At 64.7% G+C, this 20110-nt stretch carries 19 protein-coding genes; 7 read left to right on the forward strand and 12 right to left on the reverse strand.

Annotated elements, in window-relative coordinates; genetic code table 11:
- Window positions 1-87 precede the first annotated feature (87 nt).
- Both ACXR2T_RS03605 and ACXR2T_RS03610 read right to left on the reverse strand, forming a co-directional pair.
- Window positions 88-1248 carry an acyl-CoA dehydrogenase family protein gene (locus ACXR2T_RS03605; protein ID WP_458813714.1) on the reverse strand — a complete coding sequence of 387 codons (1161 nt, stop codon included), beginning with the start codon at window positions 1246-1248 and terminating at the stop codon, window positions 88-90.
- A 34-nt stretch (window positions 1249-1282) separates the two neighbouring features.
- Entirely contained in the window at window positions 1283-2509 is a 1227-nt protein-coding gene (locus tag ACXR2T_RS03610; protein ID WP_458813716.1) for a CaiB/BaiF CoA transferase family protein, read from the reverse strand.
- Window positions 2510-2628: 119 nt separating this feature from the next.
- Here ACXR2T_RS03610 and ACXR2T_RS03615 point away from each other — a divergent pair, with 119 nt between their 5' ends.
- Window positions 2629-4179, forward strand: a complete 1551-nt coding sequence (locus tag ACXR2T_RS03615) for a PucR family transcriptional regulator (RefSeq protein ID WP_458813718.1) — start codon at window positions 2629-2631, stop codon at window positions 4177-4179.
- A gap of 31 nt (window positions 4180-4210) precedes the next feature.
- Here ACXR2T_RS03615 and ACXR2T_RS03620 read toward each other — a convergent pair whose 3' ends face one another.
- The 3 genes from ACXR2T_RS03620 to ACXR2T_RS03630 all read right to left on the reverse strand — a co-directional run bounded on the left by ACXR2T_RS03620 (window position 4211) and on the right by ACXR2T_RS03630 (window position 8007).
- Window positions 4211-4834: a hypothetical protein gene (locus tag ACXR2T_RS03620; protein ID WP_458813720.1), complete on the reverse strand. Its 624-nt coding sequence runs from the start codon at window positions 4832-4834 to the stop codon at window positions 4211-4213.
- 19 nt (window positions 4835-4853) lie between these two features.
- On the reverse strand, window positions 4854-5378 hold the full coding sequence (locus ACXR2T_RS03625; RefSeq protein ID WP_458813722.1) for an amino-acid N-acetyltransferase: 525 nt from the start codon (window positions 5376-5378) through the stop codon (window positions 4854-4856).
- A gap of 100 nt (window positions 5379-5478) precedes the next feature.
- Window positions 5479-8007, reverse strand: coding sequence for an ATP-dependent Clp protease ATP-binding subunit (locus ACXR2T_RS03630; protein ID WP_458813724.1), 2529 nt, complete (start codon window positions 8005-8007; stop codon window positions 5479-5481).
- Window positions 8008-8225: 218 nt separating this feature from the next.
- Between ACXR2T_RS03630 and ACXR2T_RS03635 the strand changes: the two genes are divergently transcribed.
- The 5 genes from ACXR2T_RS03635 (at window position 8226) to ACXR2T_RS03655 (ending at window position 12625) form a co-directional block, all read left to right on the forward strand.
- Window positions 8226-8840 (forward strand): hypothetical protein, encoded by a 615-nt coding sequence (locus ACXR2T_RS03635; RefSeq protein WP_458837932.1) that lies wholly within the window; start codon window positions 8226-8228, stop codon window positions 8838-8840.
- Entirely contained in the window at window positions 8837-9493 is a 657-nt protein-coding gene (locus ACXR2T_RS03640; RefSeq protein WP_458813728.1) for a hypothetical protein, read from the forward strand. The genes ACXR2T_RS03635 and ACXR2T_RS03640 overlap by 4 nt, the downstream gene beginning before the upstream one ends.
- Complete coding sequence (locus tag ACXR2T_RS03645; RefSeq protein ID WP_458813730.1) at window positions 9493-9714, forward strand: helix-turn-helix domain-containing protein; 222 nt, start codon at window positions 9493-9495, stop codon at window positions 9712-9714. Before ACXR2T_RS03640 ends, ACXR2T_RS03645 begins: the two co-directional genes overlap by 1 nt.
- A gap of 137 nt (window positions 9715-9851) precedes the next feature.
- Entirely contained in the window at window positions 9852-11750 is a 1899-nt protein-coding gene (locus ACXR2T_RS03650) for an HNH endonuclease signature motif containing protein (protein WP_458837933.1), read from the forward strand.
- Between the two features lie 251 nt (window positions 11751-12001).
- The gene (locus tag ACXR2T_RS03655; RefSeq protein ID WP_458813734.1) at window positions 12002-12625 is read left to right on the forward strand and encodes a histidine phosphatase family protein; all 624 of its coding nucleotides are present in this window, start codon (window positions 12002-12004) and stop codon (window positions 12623-12625) included.
- Here the strand turns inward: ACXR2T_RS03655 and cls are convergent.
- The 3 genes from cls to ACXR2T_RS03670 form a co-directional block, all read right to left on the reverse strand.
- Window positions 12606-14087 carry a cardiolipin synthase gene (gene cls, locus ACXR2T_RS03660; RefSeq protein WP_458813736.1) on the reverse strand — a complete coding sequence of 494 codons (1482 nt, stop codon included), beginning with the start codon at window positions 14085-14087 and terminating at the stop codon, window positions 12606-12608. The genes ACXR2T_RS03655 and cls overlap by 20 nt on opposite strands.
- Before the next feature lie 88 nt (window positions 14088-14175).
- Window positions 14176-14355, reverse strand: a complete 180-nt coding sequence (locus tag ACXR2T_RS03665; RefSeq protein ID WP_458813738.1) for a hypothetical protein — start codon at window positions 14353-14355, stop codon at window positions 14176-14178.
- A 63-nt stretch (window positions 14356-14418) separates the two neighbouring features.
- On the reverse strand, window positions 14419-14811 hold the full coding sequence (locus ACXR2T_RS03670) for a DoxX family membrane protein (RefSeq protein ID WP_458813740.1): 393 nt from the start codon (window positions 14809-14811) through the stop codon (window positions 14419-14421).
- Between the two features lie 126 nt (window positions 14812-14937).
- On the opposite strand from ACXR2T_RS03670, the gene ACXR2T_RS03675 reads away from it, so the two are divergent.
- Window positions 14938-15378 carry a hypothetical protein gene (locus tag ACXR2T_RS03675; protein WP_458813742.1) on the forward strand — a complete coding sequence of 147 codons (441 nt, stop codon included), beginning with the start codon at window positions 14938-14940 and terminating at the stop codon, window positions 15376-15378.
- A gap of 84 nt (window positions 15379-15462) precedes the next feature.
- Here the strand turns inward: ACXR2T_RS03675 and lysS are convergent, their stop codons facing one another.
- The 4 genes from lysS to ACXR2T_RS03695 all read right to left on the reverse strand — a co-directional run bounded on the left by lysS (window position 15463) and on the right by ACXR2T_RS03695 (window position 20100).
- Window positions 15463-17001 (reverse strand): lysine--tRNA ligase, encoded by a 1539-nt coding sequence (gene lysS / locus ACXR2T_RS03680; protein ID WP_458813748.1) that lies wholly within the window; start codon window positions 16999-17001, stop codon window positions 15463-15465.
- 81 nt (window positions 17002-17082) lie between these two features.
- The gene (locus ACXR2T_RS03685; protein ID WP_458813750.1) at window positions 17083-17820 is read right to left on the reverse strand and encodes a DUF2520 domain-containing protein; all 738 of its coding nucleotides are present in this window, start codon (window positions 17818-17820) and stop codon (window positions 17083-17085) included.
- The gene (locus ACXR2T_RS03690) at window positions 17804-19609 is read right to left on the reverse strand and encodes a PH domain-containing protein (RefSeq protein ID WP_458837935.1); all 1806 of its coding nucleotides are present in this window, start codon (window positions 19607-19609) and stop codon (window positions 17804-17806) included. The genes ACXR2T_RS03685 and ACXR2T_RS03690 overlap by 17 nt, the downstream gene beginning before the upstream one ends.
- Window positions 19606-20100, reverse strand: coding sequence for a PH domain-containing protein (locus ACXR2T_RS03695; RefSeq protein ID WP_458813982.1), 495 nt, complete (start codon window positions 20098-20100; stop codon window positions 19606-19608). The genes ACXR2T_RS03690 and ACXR2T_RS03695 overlap by 4 nt, the downstream gene beginning before the upstream one ends.
- Window positions 20101-20110: the final 10 nt, after the last annotated feature.

The following is a 20110-nucleotide window of genomic DNA, read 5'->3' on the forward strand; positions in this document are numbered from 1 at the left end:
GCTTAAGACTGAGTCTTAGACGGAAGTAGTCGCGCATATTTTGCATCCAGGAGAAAGCCCCCGGCGTGCCAAGTTCCGTGCTCCCGACTAGAACGCGGCAATCCCCGTAAGCTCGCGGCCAATGACGAGCTGGTGCACCTCGTCGGTGCCCTCATAGGTGCGCACCGACTCGAGGTTCGCCATGTGGCGCATCACCGGAAAGTCGCTGGTGATGCCATCTCCGCCGAGGATCGCTCGGCAGGTGCCCGCGATCTTGATGGCCTCGCGCACGTTGTTGAGCTTGCCCACCGATATCTGCGCGTGCGGCAGGGTGCCCGCATCCTTTAGCCGGCCGAGGTGCAGCGCGAGCAGCAGCCCCTTCTGGTATTCGAGGAACATGTCGGCGAGCTGCCCCTGAATCAACTGCTTGCCGCCGATCGGTGAGCCAAACACCTGGCGAGTCTGCGACCGCTCGACGGCAGCCTCGAGGCATGAACGCGCGGCCCCCATGACGCCCCACGCGATGCCGTAGCGGGCCTCGTTGAGGCACTTGAACGGTGACGAGAGCCCCTTTGATCCGGGCAGAATTGCGTCGAGCGGCAGGCGCATCTCAGTGAGCTCGATCTCGCACTGCAGGGACGCGCGCATCGATAGCTTGTTCTCGATGGCGCGCGCCTCGAAGCCGGGGGTGTCGGTCGGCACAACGAAGCCACGCACGATGCCTTCTTCGTCCTTCGCCCAGATCACACCGACCTGCGCGATCGTCGCGAGCCCGATCCAGCGCTTCTTGCCATTGAGCACCCACGAGTCGCCATCGCGGCGCGCGGTCGTGATCATAGTGTTGGGGTCAGAGCCGCCCTGGGGCTCGGTGAGACCGAAGAAGCCGATCGCTTCGCCGCGGCCCATCGCGGGCAGCCAACGCTGCTTCTGTTCCTCAGAACCAAACTTGTAGATCGCGCCCATCGCGAGCGAGCCCTGCACCGATAGCGCGGTGCGAAACCCCGAGTCGACGGCTTCGAACTCCATCGCCACGAGACCGTAGGCCACCGACGACGCACCCTTGAGCCCGTACCCGTCCATGTACATGCCGTACGCACCAAACTCGCCCACCTCGGGCAGCAGCTCGACGGGCAGGCGGCGCGCTTCAAACGCATCATCGATGATCGGCTTGATGCGGGCCTGGGCGAACTCGCGCGCCTTCAACTGCCACTCGCGCTCCTCCTCGGTGACATAGTCTGCGACGTTGAAGAGCTGATCAATGGTGGTCATGGGTGTTCCTTACTTTAGTAGCGGGACGAAATGTTTAAATGTTTGAGCGCCAGGTCGCGTCTTGGTGCTCACCCACGTTGGGTGGTGGCGCCTGGTACCGGGCGGGGGTGCCCGACAGCGAGATGGGCAGCGCGACCGAGCTGAGCGTTTGGGCCGAGCCGTCGGGCGCGGTGGCCTCGGTGTGGGCGATCGTGCCGAGGCCGAGCGATTCGGCCAGTTCGAAGGCCTGGCCAATCGTGTTGACACGGCCTGCCGGAATGTTGGCGGCGGTGAACGCGTCGATCCACTCTTGCGCGGGCTTGGTCGCGAGCCGTGCCTCGAGGGCTTCGCGCAGGGCAGCGCGATGCGCGACGCGCGCGGGGTTGTTCGCAAACTGTGCATCAGCCGCGAGCTCGGGCGCCGCGATCACCTCACACAGCCGTGTGAACTGCCCGTCGGTGCCCACCGCGAGGGCGAGCGCTTGGTCGGCGGCGTGGAAGGTTTCGTACGGTGAAATCGAGGGGTGGGCGTTGCCCATGCGAGCGGGTGAGACACCCGTTTCGAGGGTCGAGGAGGCCTGGTTGGCGAGCGCCGACAGCAGCGACCCCAGCAGGGTGACCTTGACGTGCTGACCCACCCCGTACGATGCGGAACCCTCGGTGTCTCGCGCGCGCAGCGCAGCCTGGATGCCAATCACCGAGTTGAGCCCGGTGAGAATATCGACGAGCGCTACGCCCACTTTGGTGGGCTCACCACCGTCTGAGTTGGCCTGGCCGGTAATACTCATCAGCCCGCCCACGGCCTGCACTAGCAGGTCATAACCGGGCAGGTCTTTGCCCGCTTCGTCACCAAAACCCGAGATCGAACAGAACACAACACCGGGGTTCTCGGCCGCGATGCTTGCGTATCCGAGCCCAAACCGATCCATGCTGCCGGGCTTGAAGTTCTCAATAACGACGTCGGCGGTGACCGCGAGCTCCTTGGCTCGTGCGACGCCTGCCTCAGTGCGCAGGTCGCACACAACCGAGCGCTTACCGCGATTCACACCCGCGAAGTAGGTGCTCTGACCAATAGCGTTCGTCGGCGGGCTCCACTGGCGCGTGCCGTCTCCTTCGGGGCTTTCGATCTTGATAACGTCGGCCCCGAGGTCTGCCAGAATCATCGTGGCGTGCGGGCCTGCGAGGACACGAGAGAAGTCAGCCACCCGAATACCGGCGAGCGCACCGCCTGCCTCGCCCCGGTCGCCCGCGCTGCCCCGATTGCCTGCCGCCGTGTTCACCATCGCCACAAAACCTTTCGCTGCCCGCTGCTGTTCCGCCCACCAGTCTAGGCACACGCCCAGCTGCGCCACAGAGCAGGTTTGCACAACACTCGATATCGCCGTCGTGCAAGAATGACACTATGGCTCTTCTTTCGCAGCTGCTCGACCTGCCCGATCTGGGGCTGCGCCTCATCAAGGCCGGCCCGGGGGATCCCGAGATCAGTTGGGTCTCAACAACCGAGTTGCTCGATCTGGGCAAGTATCTCGAGGGCGGCGAGGTGCTGCTCACGACCGGGCTCGCGTTCACCGCGGGCGACCCGAGGTGGCGCGATTTTGTAGCGAGCCTGAACCGCGCACGCATCGCGGCAATCGGTTTTGGCATCGGCGTCAATCACGATCGCGTACCCCGCGAGCTCATTCAGGCTGCCACCCAGTACCGGGTCGCCCTGTTCGAAATTCCGCTGCCCACCCCATTTGTTGCGATCAGCAAGGCTGCCGCAGGCCTGTTGCGCGCCGACGAGCTGCGGGCTGCACGCGGCGCGCTGCAGGTGCAGCAGCGCTTGCTCGACGGCGCCCGAGGGGACCAGGATCCGGCCGAGGTGCTCGCGGTCATGGCCCAGGCCACGGGCAGACATCTGGCGCTCGTCACCACTGATGGCACGCTCGTCGCGAGCACCGCAGGATTCGCCGCGCAGCACGGCAAGATCGATTACATCGACCTCGACCGAGATGCCACCCTGCGACTCGGCGTCGCTGGTAATGCGCCGCTCTCCCCCGAGGGCAACGCCATCATTGCCGCGGGGTCAATGGTGCTCGGTCTGGGCCTGCATGGTGGCCGCGCAGATGAGCTGCGCGAGCGTGAGCGCTGGGAGCGCCTCGCGCTCGGGCTGCTCGAGGGCCGCCACGGCCCAGAAGCGATCGAGATTCTGGCTTCCACTTCTACACGCCAGCCTGCGGCCCCCGCCCGCTTGCGGGTCATCGCGGTGCAGGGCGGGGCCGAAGACGTCGCGGCGTGGCGCAAGCGGCCCAGAAGCGGCCTCGATCGGCTCGTCGCGCCGGATCGTGGCCCCGCGCCCGCTCCCGGGATAGGCCTTGCCTGGCAGGTGTGCAGCGACACCGAAGACGCGGTCGCAGCCGCGCTCGCGGCGGCCGCCAGCCACGGGCTCGATGCCGCAGTCGGCCGTTCGGTGCCCGCCACTGATGCCCCGGTAAGCAGGCGCTCAGCGCAGGGTCGGCTGCGCGCGCTCTCGCCCACCGCGCCGCTGTACCGGGCGCCCAGGGTCCCCGTGGTGGTGTGGGCTGATCGCGATGCGCCGCTCTTCGAAGCACTCGTGGGCCTCACCCAGGCGGGGGCAGCACGAGCGCTCGGGCGCCAGGTACTCGGGCCGCTATCGAACGAACCGGTTACGCCTGCAGACGTCGTGAGCGGGGCCAGCGTTGCCGCGCCCGACGGCAGTAACCCCGAGACCGAGTTGAGCGCCGCAGAACGGGCACAACTGCGCGCCACGCTCACCGCCGTGTTTGAGCACGATGGCGGGCGTGGGCCCGCCGCCACAGCTCTCGGCATTCACCGCAACACGCTGCGTGACAGGCTCACCCGCATCGAACGAATCACGGGCCGATCGCTTGCAGACGCCGACGATCGCGCCGAGTTGTGGTTCGCGCTCAAACTCGAAGAACTCCAGGGGTGACTGCGGTGCCACGACCGCCGCGGCGCACCGCCTAGTACAGCAAGAACTGTGCCGTACCTGTCCCCTCGACGCCCGCTACGGACACGCGCAGGTGGTACGACGCCCCGTCACCGCCCACCGCATCGCGTGTAATACCGCACGTCTCGGCGCTCGACCTGGTGCGATCCCACTTCAGCGGCTCGGTCTGCACGGCCTGATCCGGATCGAGAATCACAGGCAGCGAGGCCGCGTCGTCCTGGCAGTCGATCGAGCGCCAGACTTCGTCACTGCCGCTCGAGATGGTGAACTCCATGCCGCCGGTGCCCAGATCGGCGCTGCACGCCTCGCCGCCCGCGTTGACGATGCTCATGAAGAGCTGGGGCAACTCACCCGCAGCATAGTCCGTCTGATCGGTGCCCGGTGTGACCTGTAGTTGACCGGCCTGGCACGCGGGAATATCGCCCTCTTTGGGGTCGGGCGCCGGCGCGGTCTGCGCAGCAAGATCGGTCGGCAGTTCAACATCGGCCGCGCCCTGCTCGCGGCCGCTCGAACCGGGCCGCAGCACTAGCAAGATGACCACCGCGATGAACGCGATGAGCCCCGCGAGCACGATGAGCCGGCGGCGCACATATACGCCCGCGGGTTTCGGGCCTACGGGGTCACGAAAGGTCGACATGGTGCGCACTTCCTTTGCGTTAGGGTTCGAGGCGCTTGAGCATGCGTGTGTTGCCTAGCGTGTTTGGCTTGACGCGCGCGAGGTCGAGAAACTCTGCCACGCCCTCATCGGTTGAGCGCAGCAGCTCGGCATAGACCTCAGCCTCGACCAGCTCGCCGTTTTCGCCGACGTCTTCGAACCCGTGGCTCGTAAAGAAGTTGGTCTCAAACGTGAGGCAGAACAGCTGGGTTAGGCCCAGATCACGTGCGCGCGACTCGAGGGCGGTGAGGAGTTTGTGGCCGATTCCGCGACCGAGCCAGTCCTGCGATACGCCCAGCGTGCGCACCTCGCCCAGCTGATCCCACATCACATGCACGGCACCGTAACCGATCACATCGCCGCCGGGCGCGCAGGCCACCAGAAACTCGGGCACCGCGCCGTAGAGCTCAACGAGGTCTTTGCCCAACAAGATTCGTCGGTTGACGAGCGGCTCCATCAGTTCAACCATGCGCGGCACGTCGGCCGTGCGCGCGGTGCGGATGAAGACTTCGCCAGCATCAATCATGGTTTCGAGTCTAGTGGAGCGGTGCCGGCGGCTCGCGCCGCACCAAACGCCGAAGGCCCCGCAGCGGTATGCTGCGGGGCCTTCGGCGTTGGCGCGTACGTTACTGCTCGACAGTGCCGGGCGTGCCCGCCGACGAAGCAATGCTCGCGGCCGACGTCGCCGACGTCTCGCCGTGCGCCTTCTCTTGGTCACGATCGGTCGTGAAGGTAAACTTGCCGTCTACGAAGTCGACCTTCACGAGGTCGCCCGCCAGGAGCTCGGCGCCCAGGATCTTCTCTGACAGCATGTCTTCGATCTCACGCTGGATCGCGCGGCGCAGCGGCCTCGCCCCCAGCGCCGGATCGTAGCCCAGCTCAGACAGACGCTCGCGGGCGACCTGCGTGACCTCGATGCGCATATCGCGGTCGAGCAGGCGGTCCTTGAGCTGCTTGACGAACAGGTCGACGATCTGCAGGATCTCGTCCCTGGACAGCTGCGGGAACACGATCGTGTCGTCGACACGGTTCAAGAACTCGGGCTTGAAGTGCTTCTTCAGCTCTTCGTTGACCTTGCCCTTCATTGACTCGTAGCCGATCGACAGGTCACCCTCGATCTGGAAGCCCACCGGGCCACCGGCGATGGCCGACGAACCGAGGTTCGTGGTCATGATGATGACGGTGTTCTTGAAGTCGACGACGCGACCCTGGCCGTCGGTGAGACGCCCCTCTTCGAGCACCTGCAGCAGCGAGTTGAAGATGTCGGGGTGCGCCTTCTCGATCTCGTCAAAAAGCACGACAGAGAAGGGCTTGCGGCGCACGCGCTCGGTGAGCTGGCCGCCCTCTTCGAAGCCGACGAACCCGGGAGGAGCACCGAAGAGGCGCGAAACGGTGTGCTTCTCGCCGTACTCCGACATGTCGAGCGAGATCAGCGCGTCCTCGTCGTCGAACAAGAACTCGGCCAGTGCCTTCGCAAGCTCGGTCTTGCCGACGCCGGTGGGGCCAGCGAAAATGAATGAGCCCGAGGGACGCTTGGGGTCCTTGAGCCCTGCACGCTGGCGCCGGATCGTCTTGGCGAGGGCCGAGATGGCCTCGTTCTGACCGATGACGCGCTGGTGCAGCGCCTCCTCCATAAACCGGAGGCGGCTCGTCTCTTCTTCGGTGAGCTTGAAGACGGGGATGCCGGTGGCCTGTGCGAGCACCTCGGCGATCAGCCCCTCGTCGACCTCCGCCTTGGTGACAACGTCGCCCGAGCGCCACTGCTTCTCGAGCCGCAGGCGCTCGGCGATCAGCTGCTTTTCTTCGTCGCGCTTACCCGCGGCGAGCTCGAAGTCTTGATCTTCGATTGCCTTCTCTTTGTCAGCGCGCACAACCGCGATCTTCTCGTCGAATTCGCGAAGCTCGGGCGGGCTCGACAAGATTGACAGGCGCAAGCGTGCGCCGGCCTCGTCGATCAGGTCGATCGCCTTGTCGGGCAAGAAGCGGTCTTGCACGTAACGCGCGGCCAGGTTCACCGCGGCGACAATCGCGCCGTCGGTGATCGACACCTTGTGGTGCGCCTCGTAGCGGTCGCGCAGACCCTTCAGAATGTTGATCGAGTGCGGAATGGACGGCTCTGCGACCTGGATCGGCTGGAAGCGGCGCTCGAGCGCGGCGTCCTTCTCGAAGTGCTTGCGGTACTCGTCGAGCGTGGTCGCGCCGATGGTCTGCAGCTCGCCACGCGCCAGCATGGGCTTCAGAATGTTGGCGGCGTCGATTGCACCCTCGGCCGCACCGGCACCCACGAGCGTGTGGATCTCATCGATGAAGATGATGATGTCGCCGCGGTTGCGAATCTCCTTGGTGACCTTCTTGAGTCGTTCCTCAAAGTCACCGCGGTAGCGGCTACCGGCGATCATCGAGCCGAGGTCAAGCATGTAGACCTGCTTGTCCTTGAGCGTCTCGGGCACTTCGCCGCGCACGATCGCCTGGGCGAGACCCTCGACCACGGCGGTCTTACCGACGCCGGGCTCGCCGATCAGCACGGGGTTGTTCTTCGAGCGGCGCGAGAGGATCTGCATAACCCGCTCGACCTCTTTCTCGCGGCCGATGACCGGGTCAAGCTTGCCGTCACGGGCAGCCTGCGTGAGGTTCGTGCCGAAGTTATCGAGCACCTGCGAGCCCTTTGACTCGCCTTGCTGTTCGGGAGCCCCAACGGTCGCGCTTTCCTTGCCGGCCTGGTAGCCCGACAGCAGCTGGATGACCGTCTGGCGCACGCGGTTCAGGTCTGCGCCGAGCTTCACGAGCACCTGGGCGGCAACGCCTTCGCCCTCGCGAATCAGGCCGAGCAAAATATGCTCGGTGCCAATGTAGTTGTGGCCGAGCTGCAGCGCCTCGCGCAGGCTCAGCTCGAGCACCTTCTTGGCGCGGGGCGTGAACGGGATGTGGCCCGCGGGGGGCTGCTGGCCCGTGCCGATAATGTCGGTTACCTGCGCGCGCACGGCATCCAGCGAAATATCGAGCTGCTCGAGCGCCTTTGCAGCGACGCCCTCACCCTCATGGATGAGGCCGAGCAGAATGTGCTCCGTGCCGATGTAGTTGTGGTTGAGCATCTTCGCCTCTTCTTGGGCGAGCACAACCACGCGGCGAGCGCGATCGGTGAATCTCTCGAACATCTGTCTCCTCCTCGGGCTGGGGTCGCGTCGTCGGTGCGGCGCCAACCGATGAGTCCAGGCTACGGGGTGCAGCTCCCCTACGGGGGCGTGTTCGTGCTGGGCGTAACGACGGGTTGACAGCGCACCCCACAACGCCGTAAGTTATCGATTACCGATAATAACGATAATCGATAAGGAGCTGTCGCGGCAGTGACAGCTCCCCTGGGAGGAAGCCCACCATGGATGCCAACGAACAACGCCCGCGACGGGCAGACCGCGCAGGGATCGTCATCTTCATCGCGCTGGGCGCGTTGATCTTGGCCCTCACCGCCGTCGCATCGATTCGCCGCATCTGGGAGATCTTGGCGGGCGGCCCCATCACGCTGCTGGCCCAGTTCATGAGCACCCCCGCAAGCGTCTCGATGGGCGAAGCGGGCAGCCATGTAGAGGCACAGTTCGATGCCGCATTCATCACGGTGCCTTCACTGTCACCCGCCGCCATCGGCCCAGCAGTACTCGAACCGCTCATCACACTGCTCACCGTAGCGACGGTCATCGGGTGCCTCACGATTCTCGCGTTCAAAATCTTGCGCGGGCAGGTGTTTGGACGCACGCAAACTCGCAGCGTCGTGGCCGCGGGGTTGACCGGACTCGTGGGATTCGCCTTGGCTCCCGTGTTCGGTAGCATCGCCGCGAACGATGCGCTCTTTGCCCTCACGGGCGAGAATACCGAGGTCGCACTCTTTGTGGTCTCACCCACCCCGTTTCTCGTCGCAGGGTTTGCTATCAGCATCGTCGTCACCGCGTTTGCCGTCGGTGAGCGCATGCAACGCGACACGGAAGGACTCGTATGAACATCCCCTTGCCCAAGGAACCGAGCGCCCGTAAAGTTCGGGCCGACGCCGTCGCGATCTTGGCGCTCGGTGTCGCCGCGAGTGCCGCGATCATCACCCTCGCGGTGATGCAATTTCGTACGGTATTCACGCCAAACGGTGTCGTGTGGAACCTGCCCGTTGAACCGCAGCCGGGTGCGGCAGCGGGGCTACTCGACGCCACCGCAGACGCTGCAGCAACAGCGCCTGTCGCCGACGTCACAGGTACGGTCACGCAGCTGCAGGTCGTCGTGCCAAACCTCAACACCGTCTCGACGTTCTGCCTAGGTGCCAGCATCGTGCTGCTCGCTCTCGCTGGCCTCGTAACCGTCGCGTCAGTGGTGCGCATCGCCTGGCTGTTTCAGCAGGGCAGGTTCTTCACACTATCGACGAGCCATGCATTGCGCGCGATCACGTGGGCCATCTTTGCGGGAGGCCTCGCTGCTTGGGCCTGCTGGAACCTCGCGGCCAACGGAATTGAAGGAGCGCTGGCGGTGCAGTCGCGGGTGTCGGGCGGAGCCGAGTGGTGGGCCTGGTATTGGATTGTGCTCTTCACCGCTTGTTCCTTCGGTCTCATTGATGTCGCCCTGCGCCGCGCGATCCGCGTGCAGCACGACGCTGAGGGGCTCGTCTAGTGCCCCCCGAGGAGGGGCACGCGATCCGGTGCCGCTTGGATGAGCTGCTCGCCGAGCGACAGATGACTCTCACTGAGCTCAGTGAGCGCGTGGGGGTGAGCATTGTGAACCTCTCGGTACTGAAGAACGATCGCGCGAAAGCGATCAGGTTTTCAACGCTCACCGCGATCTGCGAGGTGCTCGGATGCGAGGTGGGCGAGCTGCTCGTGATCAAGCAGTAGGCGACATCGTTGACCACCTATACAACCCCATAACCAGAACCTTTTGTTACCGTTTCGTGACACTCATGTTGTGCTACTTAAACCTGACCAGGGGTTTTCCTTGCGCCAATGTCGGTGGCTGCGTGGACTATAGAGACATGGAACTTTTCACCTCACTCGCACAGCAGCAGGCGGAGCTACGCCGGCTGCTTGGTGAGGTGCCCGAGACCGCGGTGCTGCCCGACACCATCGCTGCCCTCTCTGACACAGACGTGATGGCGGTGCTCGACGCGGCAGCCAGGCTCGCGCAGACGGCAGACCGGGTGCGCGTCGCCGCGTCGGGTGTCGTCGCGCAGCGCTCCACGCGCGAGGCTGGCCACTCGGGGCTCGCGCAGTCACGCGGTCACCGCAGCCCCGTGTCCCTGGTGCAACAGATCACCGGGGCCTCGCGCGCTCAGGCCGCACGCGAGGTGCGCGTCGGTGAGTCACTGTTTGCAGATGGGCCGGTGGATGCCGGCCTCGATCAATCCGAGCCGGGCGTTGACGCTGGTTCTGACGCTGGTGCGGGCGCGGGTTCGGGCGCGGGTGCGGGCGCTGACGCTTCAGGAGTTATCACCGCACCGCCTCTCCCCTGGCACGCACCCCTTCGCGCCGCTCTTCTAGAGGGTACGCTCACGACTGAGCAGCATGATGCGATCCGCAGGGGGCTCGGCGAACCACCGGTCAGCACCGGCGAGCACGAAGGCTCGCCCAGCATTGCTGTTGAAAACACCGGCCCTGAAGACGCCGGCTTAGACGCGGCCGCAGAGGCAGAAGCAGCGGCAGAGGCAGAGGCAGAGGCAGAAGCAGAAGCAGAAGCAGAAGCAGCAATCACACAAGCCACCAACCATGCCGCGGTCGAAGCATGGCGGCTCGCGGCCGAGCAACTCAGCCTTGAAGCCACCCGCCGCACCGTTGAAGAGCTTGCCGGGGCCGCCCGCACCGTGCGCGACCTGCTCGACCCCGACGGGGCCCAGCAGCGGTTCATGACCCGCTACGAGGGCCGCTCGTTTCGCATGTGGGTCGACGCGCACGGGGTGCACCACGGGTCGTTCACCTTCGATGACGAATCAGCCGCGTGGGTACGCTCCATGATTAACGGCGCAATGCGACCCCGGCGAGGCGGGCCCCGCTTTGTCAGCGATGAAGACAAAGAAACCGCACGAGAACTGCGTGACGACCCCCGCAGCAACAACCAACTCACCCACGATCTCTTAATCGACGTCATGCACGCGGGCACCCTCGCCACCGTCGAGCAGGTCTTCGGGGTGAGACAAGCTGGCGTGCGGGTCGTACACGTCGTCGACGCGCCAGACCCCGAGACCGGGGCAACCTGGCCTGGCCGGGCGTTCTTTGAAGACGAGAACGCCGCCGTGCCCGTCGATGTCGCGAACCGCATGGTGTGCAACACTGGCGTCGTGCCGGTGACTGTCGACCGCGCGGGCAACCCCCTAAACCTGGGCCGCACCAAACGGTCATACTCTTCAGAGCAGCGCATCGCCCTGTCGCTACGTGACGGCGGCTGCATCTGGACCGGCTGCGACCGGCCCGCCTCATACTGCGAGGCACACCACATCGACGAATGGGACCGTGATGGCGGCCGCACCGATATTGACCGTGGCGCCTTGCTCTGCCGTTTTCACCACATGCAACTCCACGCCGGAGGGTGGCGCATCACTCGCGACGGCAAGGGCCCGTTCAAGCTCCACTCAAGAGACGGCGACGTTACCGACCTAGCACCCAGAGCGGCCCGGCAACTTGCTTGGGCACAGCTCACAATCGTGCCGACAAAGACAAACACGGACACAGACACAAGCACAGACACAGACACAGACACAGACACAGACACAGACACAGACACGCCCTCGACCGCCCCTTCAGTCACACCCTCAGTAGCGTTTCTGCCGGGCAAGAGCAGACCACCGGCACCCGTGCCACCCGACAAGTGGCAATCCCTGCCGCGCGCAGCGCGCACCCCTGCATCACCGAATCTGACCCGCGTCAGACGGCAAAACTGAGCTCGAGGGGACAGCTGTGCCCTCAGCAGAGCAGTTCCTTTAATAATGGCCAAAAGGGACACCCGGTAGCAACACTCAAGAGCGACACCCGGTAGCAACACTCAAGAGCGACACCCGGTGGCAACACTCCAGAGCGACACCCGTGGCAACGCTCAGAATGACACTCATTGCCTATGCACCAGAAATGCGCATAGGCAATGTTTATAGCGCTCTACGCCGCCAACCATAATCATTCACTACGCTTACTTCTCATGAACCTGCTCATTCAAGACTCGATCGCGCTCGTGCGCCACGGCGAGACCGACTGGAACCTTGAGCGCCGCATTCAGGGCCGCACCGATATTGCGCTCAACGACACGGGCCGCGCGCAGGCCCGTGTCACGGCCGCATCGCTCGCCGCTGCAGGCACATGGGCCGGCGTACGATCCTCGCCGCTTGCGCGCGCCTTTGAGACCGCCGAGATTCTCGCGAACGGCCTAAGCCTTGCTGCGCCGCAGCGAGATCACGGATTCTGGGAGCGAGATTTTGGCGCTGCCGAGGGGGTAGGCGTCGACGAGGCCAAGGAGCGCTGGCCCGGGCTCGTCGACATTACAGGCGCCGAGCCACTTGATGCGGTGGCGGCGCGCGCTGCCGCCGCCTTCGAGCGCGTGCTCTCCGAGGCTCCCGGATCGATTGTCGTCGCCCACGGCGCAATGCTGCGCGTAGGCCTAATGGCAGTGTCGGGTGCCGAGGTGCCCCGAATTTTGAACGGCGAGGTGTGGCTCCTCTCGCGCGGCCCGGCCGGGTTGAGCGTTGAACGATTCGAACAAGCCGCCGCTTGTGCGGCGTCTGCTGCAGCTACGGCGTCTACTGCAATTACTGCAGCGCTGAGGTGAGCCGCGCCAGCCCGTCCATCAGTTGCCAGCGCAGCGGCTGCTTCGACCACTCTTCGAGGGTGAGCTCGCGGGCGTTCGCGCGGTAGTAGTCGTTGACCTCGTCGAGGTCGCGCACAAAGCTCTCGCCGTGCACCACCATCGAGATCTCCATGTTCAGCCCAAATGAGCGCTGATCCATATTGGAGGAGCCGACGACGGCCACAGCGTCGTCGACGGTGAAGTGCTTCGAGTGCAGAATGTACGGCGGCCTGAACATCCAGATGCGCACCCCCGCCCGCAGCAGCTCTTCATAATACGACCGCTGCGCGTGGTACACCACAGCCTGGTCGCCGGTTTCTGACACGAACAGTTCGACGTCAACACCGCGGGCGGTCGCCGCACGCACCGCGTTCATGATCGACCCGTCGGGCACAAAGTATGGGCTCGTGATACTAATGCGGTTCTGAGCCGTGTACATGAGGGCGACAAACACCTGCAGGTTGTTTTCACCAGCGTAGCCCGGGCCGCTCGGCACGATCTGGCACTCGAGGTTGCCAGGAGTTTCGAGTTCGAGCGGGTTATCGGTAAGGTGAGTCAGGTACTCGTCGGTCTCGAGGTACCAGTCCCCCTGAAAGACCGCTTCAAGGCCCAACACGATCGGGCCTTCCACACGCACCATCAGGTCTTTCCAGTGCAGGCCGCGACGCCGGTTCGCCGGTTTGTTGTAACTCGAATCGACGAGGTTTTGCGATCCCATAAAGCCCACCTTGCCATCGACCACGATGAGCTTGCGGTGGTTGCGCAGGTCCGGGCGCTGGTACTCACCGCGCCACGGGCGCACGGGCAGCATGTACGCCCAATCGGCGCCCATGTCGTCGAGTGCTTTAGCCGTGCGCTTCATACCGGGGTTGCGCACGGCCGAGATATGATCGGCGAGCACACGCACCTTGACACCGCGCGCGGCCACTTCGCGTAGCGCCGCGAACACGTCGGCGGTCGTGTCGTCGAGCACGAAAATATAGAACTCGACGTGCACGTAGGCCTGCGCTTCGCGAATCGCGGCAGCCATGCGGGCGAGACTTTCTTCGTAGTCAATGCAGATCGAGGCACTATTGCCCTGCAGCATCGGCTGCGCGCCGAGGGAGCGCCCCAGCCGTTCAACGCTCTCGAGACCGGGTTGCAGCGGCTCCCCCGACCACACGAGACCCTGCTCCTCGCGGTCTGCAATCTGCTTCACGAAGTGATTAATCGCCTCTTGTTTTTGCTCACGCTTCTTGGGCAACCGCTTGCTGCCGATGATCAAAAACAGCAGTAAGCCGGGCACTGGCATGAAAAAGATAGCCATCAGCCATGCCATACCCGAAGTCGGGCGCCGGTTGCGCGGCACAATAAAGAGCGCCGTGATACGAATCAGGTTGTCGACGACAAGAACCGTAAAGGTCCACGCAACCGGCCAGTTCAGCTCAGACCAGTTGAAACTCATCGACCATTCCCCTTAGCACTAAGTAAACACACCGTCGTATTCACCTTAGTGCCAGATGGGAAAGTTCTAGTCGATTACCGGCAACGCACTATTTCTCGTTACGCAGCGGCAGCCCGGCCTTGGCCCGCTCTTCGTCTTCGATCTGCTGGTACACGCGTCGCTCTGTGCGGTCGGCACGAATGATGAGCCGCAGCACGAGCCAGAAGAAAAGCCCGATTAGCACGGTCGGGGTAAGCGACCAGACAGCGTTCATCCACCAGTTATCCATACCTGCCACTGTACCCGCGCCAGCCCGGCACTTCCTGAACGAGTGCGCCTCCGTTGGCCCAGGTCAGAAGGGTAGCGGCACCGCCATTAAACCCGGCCCAAACGCTGCAATCACCGCCGCAAGCGTGAGCAGCAACAGGTCATACTCGGGGCCACCCTGCTGCGCCCAATACTTGCTGCGCCACTTAAACACGTGCAGTGCCGTGGTGCCGAGCATCAGCAGCATGACCCCCAGCGCGGCCCACGCTGCGAGCACACCAGTTGCGAACGAGAGCGCCGCGGCCGACTCGGCCACCACAACTACCCACGCGAGAGGCACGGGCAGCCCGTCGTTCTTCGCAAACTTGGGCACGTCCTTCAACTTCAAGAGCGCCTCGCGCGCAAACGCCACGGCGAGCATAGCCCGCACGAGCAATAGCACCAGCGACATGATCAGAAACCCCAGTGAGAACATCATTGCTCCTCTCGCCTACATGGTAGACCCAATACCAACCATTCTATCGGATAAGAAAGTTGACACTAGAGCAAAACTGGATCTATCGTAAGTAAAAACATCTTTAACAAATTTGGCAAAGGACTCATCATGACTCACCACTCCAACGCACAGGCCAAGACGCGCGCAGAAGCACAGCGAGGCGCCCAAGCGTCGCTACTCGCTGACGGCAACCGGCTCGCATTCTTCATGCTGCGTACGGTGTTCACCGTCGCGCCAATCCTCTTTGGCCTCGACAAGTTTGTGCGCGTGCTCACCGATGACTGGGAGCGCTACCTGGCTCCATGGATGGACAACATCATTCCCGGCGATGCGCACACGGCAATGCTGATCATCGGCGCAATCGAGATTGTGGCCGGCCTGGTGGTGGCGTTTCTGCCCAGGTTTGGCGGTCTGCTCGTGGCGGTCTGGCTGGCCGGCATCATCATCAGCCTCGTGAGCGTAGGCGGCTACCTCGATGTAGCGCTGCGCGACTTCGGACTCATGGTGGCGGCGCTCGCTCTCGCTGCCCTTGCCTGGAACCGCAAGTAGCGGGCTACAAATAGAATTCGCCGCGGGCCGTCAACTGACGGCCCGCGGCGATAAAGTTTTACCCGGGGCACACCCCGCGGGAACCTACTTTACGAGCGGAAACAAGATCGTCTCGCGAATTCCCAGGCCCGTGAGCGCCATCAGCAGGCGATCCATGCCCATGCCCATGCCGCCCGCGGGCGGCATGGCGTGCTCGAGCGCACGTAGGAAGTCCTCGTCAACGCCCATCGCCTCGTCGTCACCGCGTGCACCCTCAGCTGCCTGCTGCGTGAACCGCTCACGTTGCACGACGGGATCGACGAGCTCGGAGTAGCCCGTCGCCAGCTCGAAGCCGCGAATGTAGAGGTCCCACTTCTCAACGACACCCGCGATCGAGCGGTGGTGACGAGTCAGCGGGCTCGTCTCGACCGGAAAATCCATGACGAAGGTCGGCGCGGTGAGCCCGTCCTTCACGAAGTGCTCCCACAGCTCTTCGACCAGCTTGCCGTGGTTGGGCAGGTGCACCTCAACACCCTCGGCGTCGGCGATCGCGAGCAGGTCCTCGACCGAAGTCTCGGGGGTGACCTCACGGCCGCAGGCTTCAGACAGCGTGCCGTACATCGAGATCCGAGCCCAGTTACCGCCCAGGTCGAAGAGCGTGCCGTCGGCCCACTTCACGACGTGCGTACCCTCACGCTCGCTTCCCACGTTCGCCGCGAGCGCCGCGTTCTGAATCAGCTCCTGCGTCAGGTCTGCGATGCCGTTGTAGTCGGTGTACGTTTCGTACGCCTCGAGCATCGCGAACTCGGGGCTGTGAGTCGAGTCTGCGCCCTCATTGCGAAAGTTGCGGTTGATTTCAAACACGCGCTCGAGCCCGCCAACGACGGCGCGCTTGAGGTAGAGCTCGGGTGCGATGCGCAAGAACAGCTCGGTGTCGAAAGCGTTCGAGTGCGTGATGAACGGGCGCGCCGAGGCTCCACCGTGCATAGTCTGCAGCATCGGCGTTTCGACCTCGAGGTAGTCGCGCTCAGCAAACGTCTTGCGCAGGCTCGCCATCGTGCGCGCACGCGTCACCACGTTGATGCGCGCCTGCTCACGCTGGATCAGGTCGAGGTAGCGATGGCGCACGCGCATCTCTTCGTTCAGCTCTGAGTACATATTGGGCAGCGGCGCGAGCGCCTTCGACGCCATCTGCCACTCGGTCACCATGATCGACAGCTCGCCGCGGCGGCTCGAAATCACTTCACCGGCCACGAAGACGTGGTCACCCAGGTCGACGAGCTCCTTAAACTTGGCGAGCGCTTCTTCGCCCACCTCGGCGAGGCTCACCATCGCCTGAATGCGCGTGCCATCGCCCGCCTGCAGTGACGCGAAGCACAGCTTGCCCGTGTTGCGCTGAAACACAATGCGGCCGGCGATGCCGACGGTCGCACCCGAAGCGGTGTCGGGGGTCTCTTCGAGGTGGCCCCACTCGGCGCGCACCGCGGGAATAGTGGTGGTGACGGGCACCGCGACGGGGTACGCGCCTCCGCCGAGGTCTCCCCCGGCGTTAAGCTTCTCGCGCTTCTCCATGCGCACGCGCTTCTGTTCGAAGACGTCCTCTTCGCTCGTCGCGGGAGTGCTGGATGCGGGCTGATCGCTCATTGGGGCGGGTTCCTCCGGTTCGTGGCTCGCCAGATCCAGGCGGATCGGCATACCGATCCATCCTACGCGAGCCTGGCTGGGTTAGGGCGCTTCGAGCCCCGTGCCGGGGGCGCCCCCGGCGTCTGGCGATGATCCGGATCCTGTTGCGAGCGCTTCTTCGAGCGCCGCGCGCACGAGACCCCCAAGCAGCAGCGCGGGGTCTTCGACCCGGATCTCGCGCAGCGCGTCGAGGCCCTGGCGCACGACCGCGCCGACGAGATCGCCGGCCGCGGTGACCGCGTCGGCGTAGGCCGCACGGTCGGCCTCGGCGATCGCGACGGGCTCGGCGCCCATTTCGACCGCGAGCGCCAGGCCTATGGGCAGCACCGGGGCGGGGGCCGTGACGGCGATCGAGGCGCCCGCGAGCCGCGTGAGATCAAGGCTCGTGCCCGTGAACTTGAGCGCGGGGTGCAGCGCAAGCGGAATCACGCCCGCCGCCATTGCGGGCGCAAACACGCCGTAACCGTGCTCGGGGCTCGTATGAATGACGAGCTGGCCGGGCTGCCACGCGCCGGTCGCAGTGAGCCCCGACACGAGCGCGGGCAGTTCGTCGCCCGGAATCGCGAACAGCACAAGCTCAGAGCGGCGCACCACCTCTGCGACCTCGAGCACGGGCACGCCCGGCAGCATCACGTCGGCCCGTTCGCGGCTCTCGGCGCTAATCGCGCTGATGCCGGTGATCGCGTGACCCGCGCCCGCGAGGGCACGTGCCAGCACGGGGCCGACACGCCCCGCGCCCACGACTCCGACGCCGAGACGTGATTCACTCACCGTTGACATCGTGTGACTCCTGATGGTGGGTTACTGGAGGCTCGGGCGACGGAGCTGTTTGGGCGGGCTGGCTACTCGCACGCGCCTCGGCAATTTCTCGCGCCTCTGAGTTTTGCACGCGCAGCACGCACGCGGCGAACTCGTCAAACATCGCGCGGGCGGCCTGCAGCTCGACACCGCGCACCTGCATCAGCACGGGGCCGAGCACCGTGTGCGCCTGCAGTGTCGCGAGCCCGAGCATGCGGTGCACGAGCGGCCGGTGGAAGAGCACTGACTGCGCCCGCAGCACGGGCATCACACCCAGTGAGCGGGTCAAGAATCCGCGGCGAATACGCAGCGTCGCGTGCGGTGCCTGGGCGTCTCCGATCGTGACGCCCGAGCGGCGGCGGCCAAACCAGAGCACCCACCCGGCGCGCGGGCCCGCCCCCAGGTAGCCCTCGCCCTGGCCGACGAGGCCCTCACGCAGCTCTTCGAGCTCACGCGGGTCTTCGCCGATGCCCGGCAGCAGCGTCGCGAACACGCGCAGCACGTCATCGATCGATCCCACGGGCAGCACCACATTTTGTGCAGCGTTCTGCCCGCCCTGCGACACCGAGTGCCCCGCCGTCGTGACGCGTACCTTCCACCACCCCAGCCTCCGCCACAGCAGCGGCTGCCTCGCTTCGACCGCGTGAATACGGCCAAACGGGATCGTCTCGGTCACCGTCGAGGTGAGGCCCGCGCCGGTGCGAATCGTGTCGTGCCCGCGCGACAGCGTGAAGTTGAAGCCCTTGTTGAACTGGCTGATGATGATACTCGCGGTGATGATCACCATGGGAAAGAGGCCAAACGCCATAACCGGTTCGATTGTGGCGGCGCCAACGATCAACGCGGTCGCGACTGCCACGAGCGACACCGCTTCCCAGCTCAGCGCGATGCTCCCGACAAGCCGGCCCACGGGCACGCGCACGAGCGTATTCTCGGTGACCGCCTTCGGGTCGATGTCGAAGTCGACGAAATCGTTGGCCCTCGCCACAAGTGCCGCGTCGAACGCTGCGCTGCCGAACTGGGCGGGAGCTTGCGCGGGAGCTTGCGCGTGAGCTTGCGCGGGAGCTTGCGCGGGAGCTACCGAGGGTGCCCCCGTGGCCGGCTGGTCGGCGGACTGGTCGGCGGACTGGTCGGCGGGCTGTTCAGCTGCCTGTTCGATCGCTTGTTCAAGCGGCTGATTCGCCTCGGCGGCGTGTTCATCTTGAACCTGCGCGCCGCCACGCTTTGCCGCCGCCCGACCGAGAATGTCTTCACGCACCGCCTTCGCATCTTGAAAGCTCAGGTAGGCGAGTTCAACTTTGCCGCCCTGACCCGCCGTCACGATCTCGATCTTGGTGAGCCCCAGTGCCCGCGCGAGCAGCGGCCGCTGCAGGTTGACGCTCTGAATGCGCTCGAGCGGAGCCCGCCGGTGGCTACGAAACACGACGCCCTTGCGTGCTTCAACGGCGTCGCCTGTGACCCGATAGGTCGAAAACCGCCAGCCAATCCACGAGAAGAAGATGATCAAAGCTATGATCGCGAGCGCGACCCCCATCGCGACGAGCACAAGCCCTCGCTCGGCGATGAACCCGAGTGGGTCTTGCGCCCCCGAGGGGATCTCGTTGTATTCATCGCTGTTCCACAACTTCTCACCGACAAAAATGTCGATGATGCGGTCGCGAAAGTTGCCGATGATGATGCCCGCGATGACGAGCAGCGCGAGCCCGCCGCGCAGAAGCGGCGAGAACGGGTGCATGCGCCGCCATGCGGTCTCAGTTTCTGCGCCGGTCACAGGCCAGACCGCCGAATCTCGGCGAGCGCGACAAGCTTGTCACGCAGTTCCTCTGCGTCATCGGCTGCGAGACCCGGTAGCTGCACACCAGTGGCAGCCGACGCAGTCACAAACTTGAGGGTCGATAGACCGAGCGCACGCAGCAGCGGGCCGCGTGTCACGTCGACGAGTTGCAGCCGGCCGTAGGGCACCGCCACTATGCGCTCGAACATGATCCCGCGGCGAAACAGCAGGTCGTCTTCGCGCAGAATGTAGCCAATCGCCCGCACGCGCCGAAACGCGAGCAGTGCGTTCACGAACAGGGCGACAATGCCCACGGGCAGGCCGATCAACACGGGCAGCGGGGCTTCGTCGCCCGCGTTCAGCAGCACTACTGTGAACACGATCGCAACGGCGACTACGAGTAGCAGGTTGATAGCCAGGTCAGCCCAGGCGTACTTGGTCGATACGCGGGTCCAATTGTCGCGGGTTACGTGGTGTTCTTCATTCATCACCGCACCA

This window comes from Leucobacter faecis (genome assembly GCF_054456635.2).

Excerpts from the sequence above, each read along its gene's own strand:
- ACXR2T_RS03625 (WP_458813722.1), bottom strand. The coding sequence starts at position 5,378 with ATGATTGATGCTGGCGAAGTCTTCATCCGCACCGCGCGCACGGCCGAC.
- ACXR2T_RS03675 (WP_458813742.1), top strand. The coding sequence starts at position 14,938 with ATGACTCACCACTCCAACGCACAGGCCAAGACGCGCGCAGAAGCACAG.
- ACXR2T_RS03670 (WP_458813740.1), bottom strand. The coding sequence starts at position 14,811 with ATGATGTTCTCACTGGGGTTTCTGATCATGTCGCTGGTGCTATTGCTC.
- lysS (WP_458813748.1), bottom strand. The coding sequence starts at position 17,001 with ATGAGCGATCAGCCCGCATCCAGCACTCCCGCGACGAGCGAAGAGGAC.
- ACXR2T_RS03605 (WP_458813714.1), bottom strand. The coding sequence starts at position 1,248 with ATGACCACCATTGATCAGCTCTTCAACGTCGCAGACTATGTCACCGAG.
- ACXR2T_RS03640 (WP_458813728.1), top strand. The coding sequence starts at position 8,837 with ATGAACATCCCCTTGCCCAAGGAACCGAGCGCCCGTAAAGTTCGGGCC.
- ACXR2T_RS03630 (WP_458813724.1), bottom strand. The coding sequence starts at position 8,007 with ATGTTCGAGAGATTCACCGATCGCGCTCGCCGCGTGGTTGTGCTCGCC.
- ACXR2T_RS03685 (WP_458813750.1), bottom strand. The coding sequence starts at position 17,820 with ATGTCAACGGTGAGTGAATCACGTCTCGGCGTCGGAGTCGTGGGCGCG.
- ACXR2T_RS03610 (WP_458813716.1), bottom strand. The coding sequence starts at position 2,509 with ATGGTGAACACGGCGGCAGGCAATCGGGGCAGCGCGGGCGACCGGGGC.
- ACXR2T_RS03620 (WP_458813720.1), bottom strand. The coding sequence starts at position 4,834 with ATGTCGACCTTTCGTGACCCCGTAGGCCCGAAACCCGCGGGCGTATAT.
- ACXR2T_RS03655 (WP_458813734.1), top strand. The coding sequence starts at position 12,002 with ATGAACCTGCTCATTCAAGACTCGATCGCGCTCGTGCGCCACGGCGAG.
- ACXR2T_RS03665 (WP_458813738.1), bottom strand. The coding sequence starts at position 14,355 with ATGGATAACTGGTGGATGAACGCTGTCTGGTCGCTTACCCCGACCGTG.
- ACXR2T_RS03695 (WP_458813982.1), bottom strand. The coding sequence starts at position 20,100 with ATGAATGAAGAACACCACGTAACCCGCGACAATTGGACCCGCGTATCG.
- ACXR2T_RS03635 (WP_458837932.1), top strand. The coding sequence starts at position 8,226 with ATGGATGCCAACGAACAACGCCCGCGACGGGCAGACCGCGCAGGGATC.
- ACXR2T_RS03650 (WP_458837933.1), top strand. The coding sequence starts at position 9,852 with ATGGAACTTTTCACCTCACTCGCACAGCAGCAGGCGGAGCTACGCCGG.
- ACXR2T_RS03615 (WP_458813718.1), top strand. The coding sequence starts at position 2,629 with ATGGCTCTTCTTTCGCAGCTGCTCGACCTGCCCGATCTGGGGCTGCGC.
- cls (WP_458813736.1), bottom strand. The coding sequence starts at position 14,087 with ATGAGTTTCAACTGGTCTGAGCTGAACTGGCCGGTTGCGTGGACCTTT.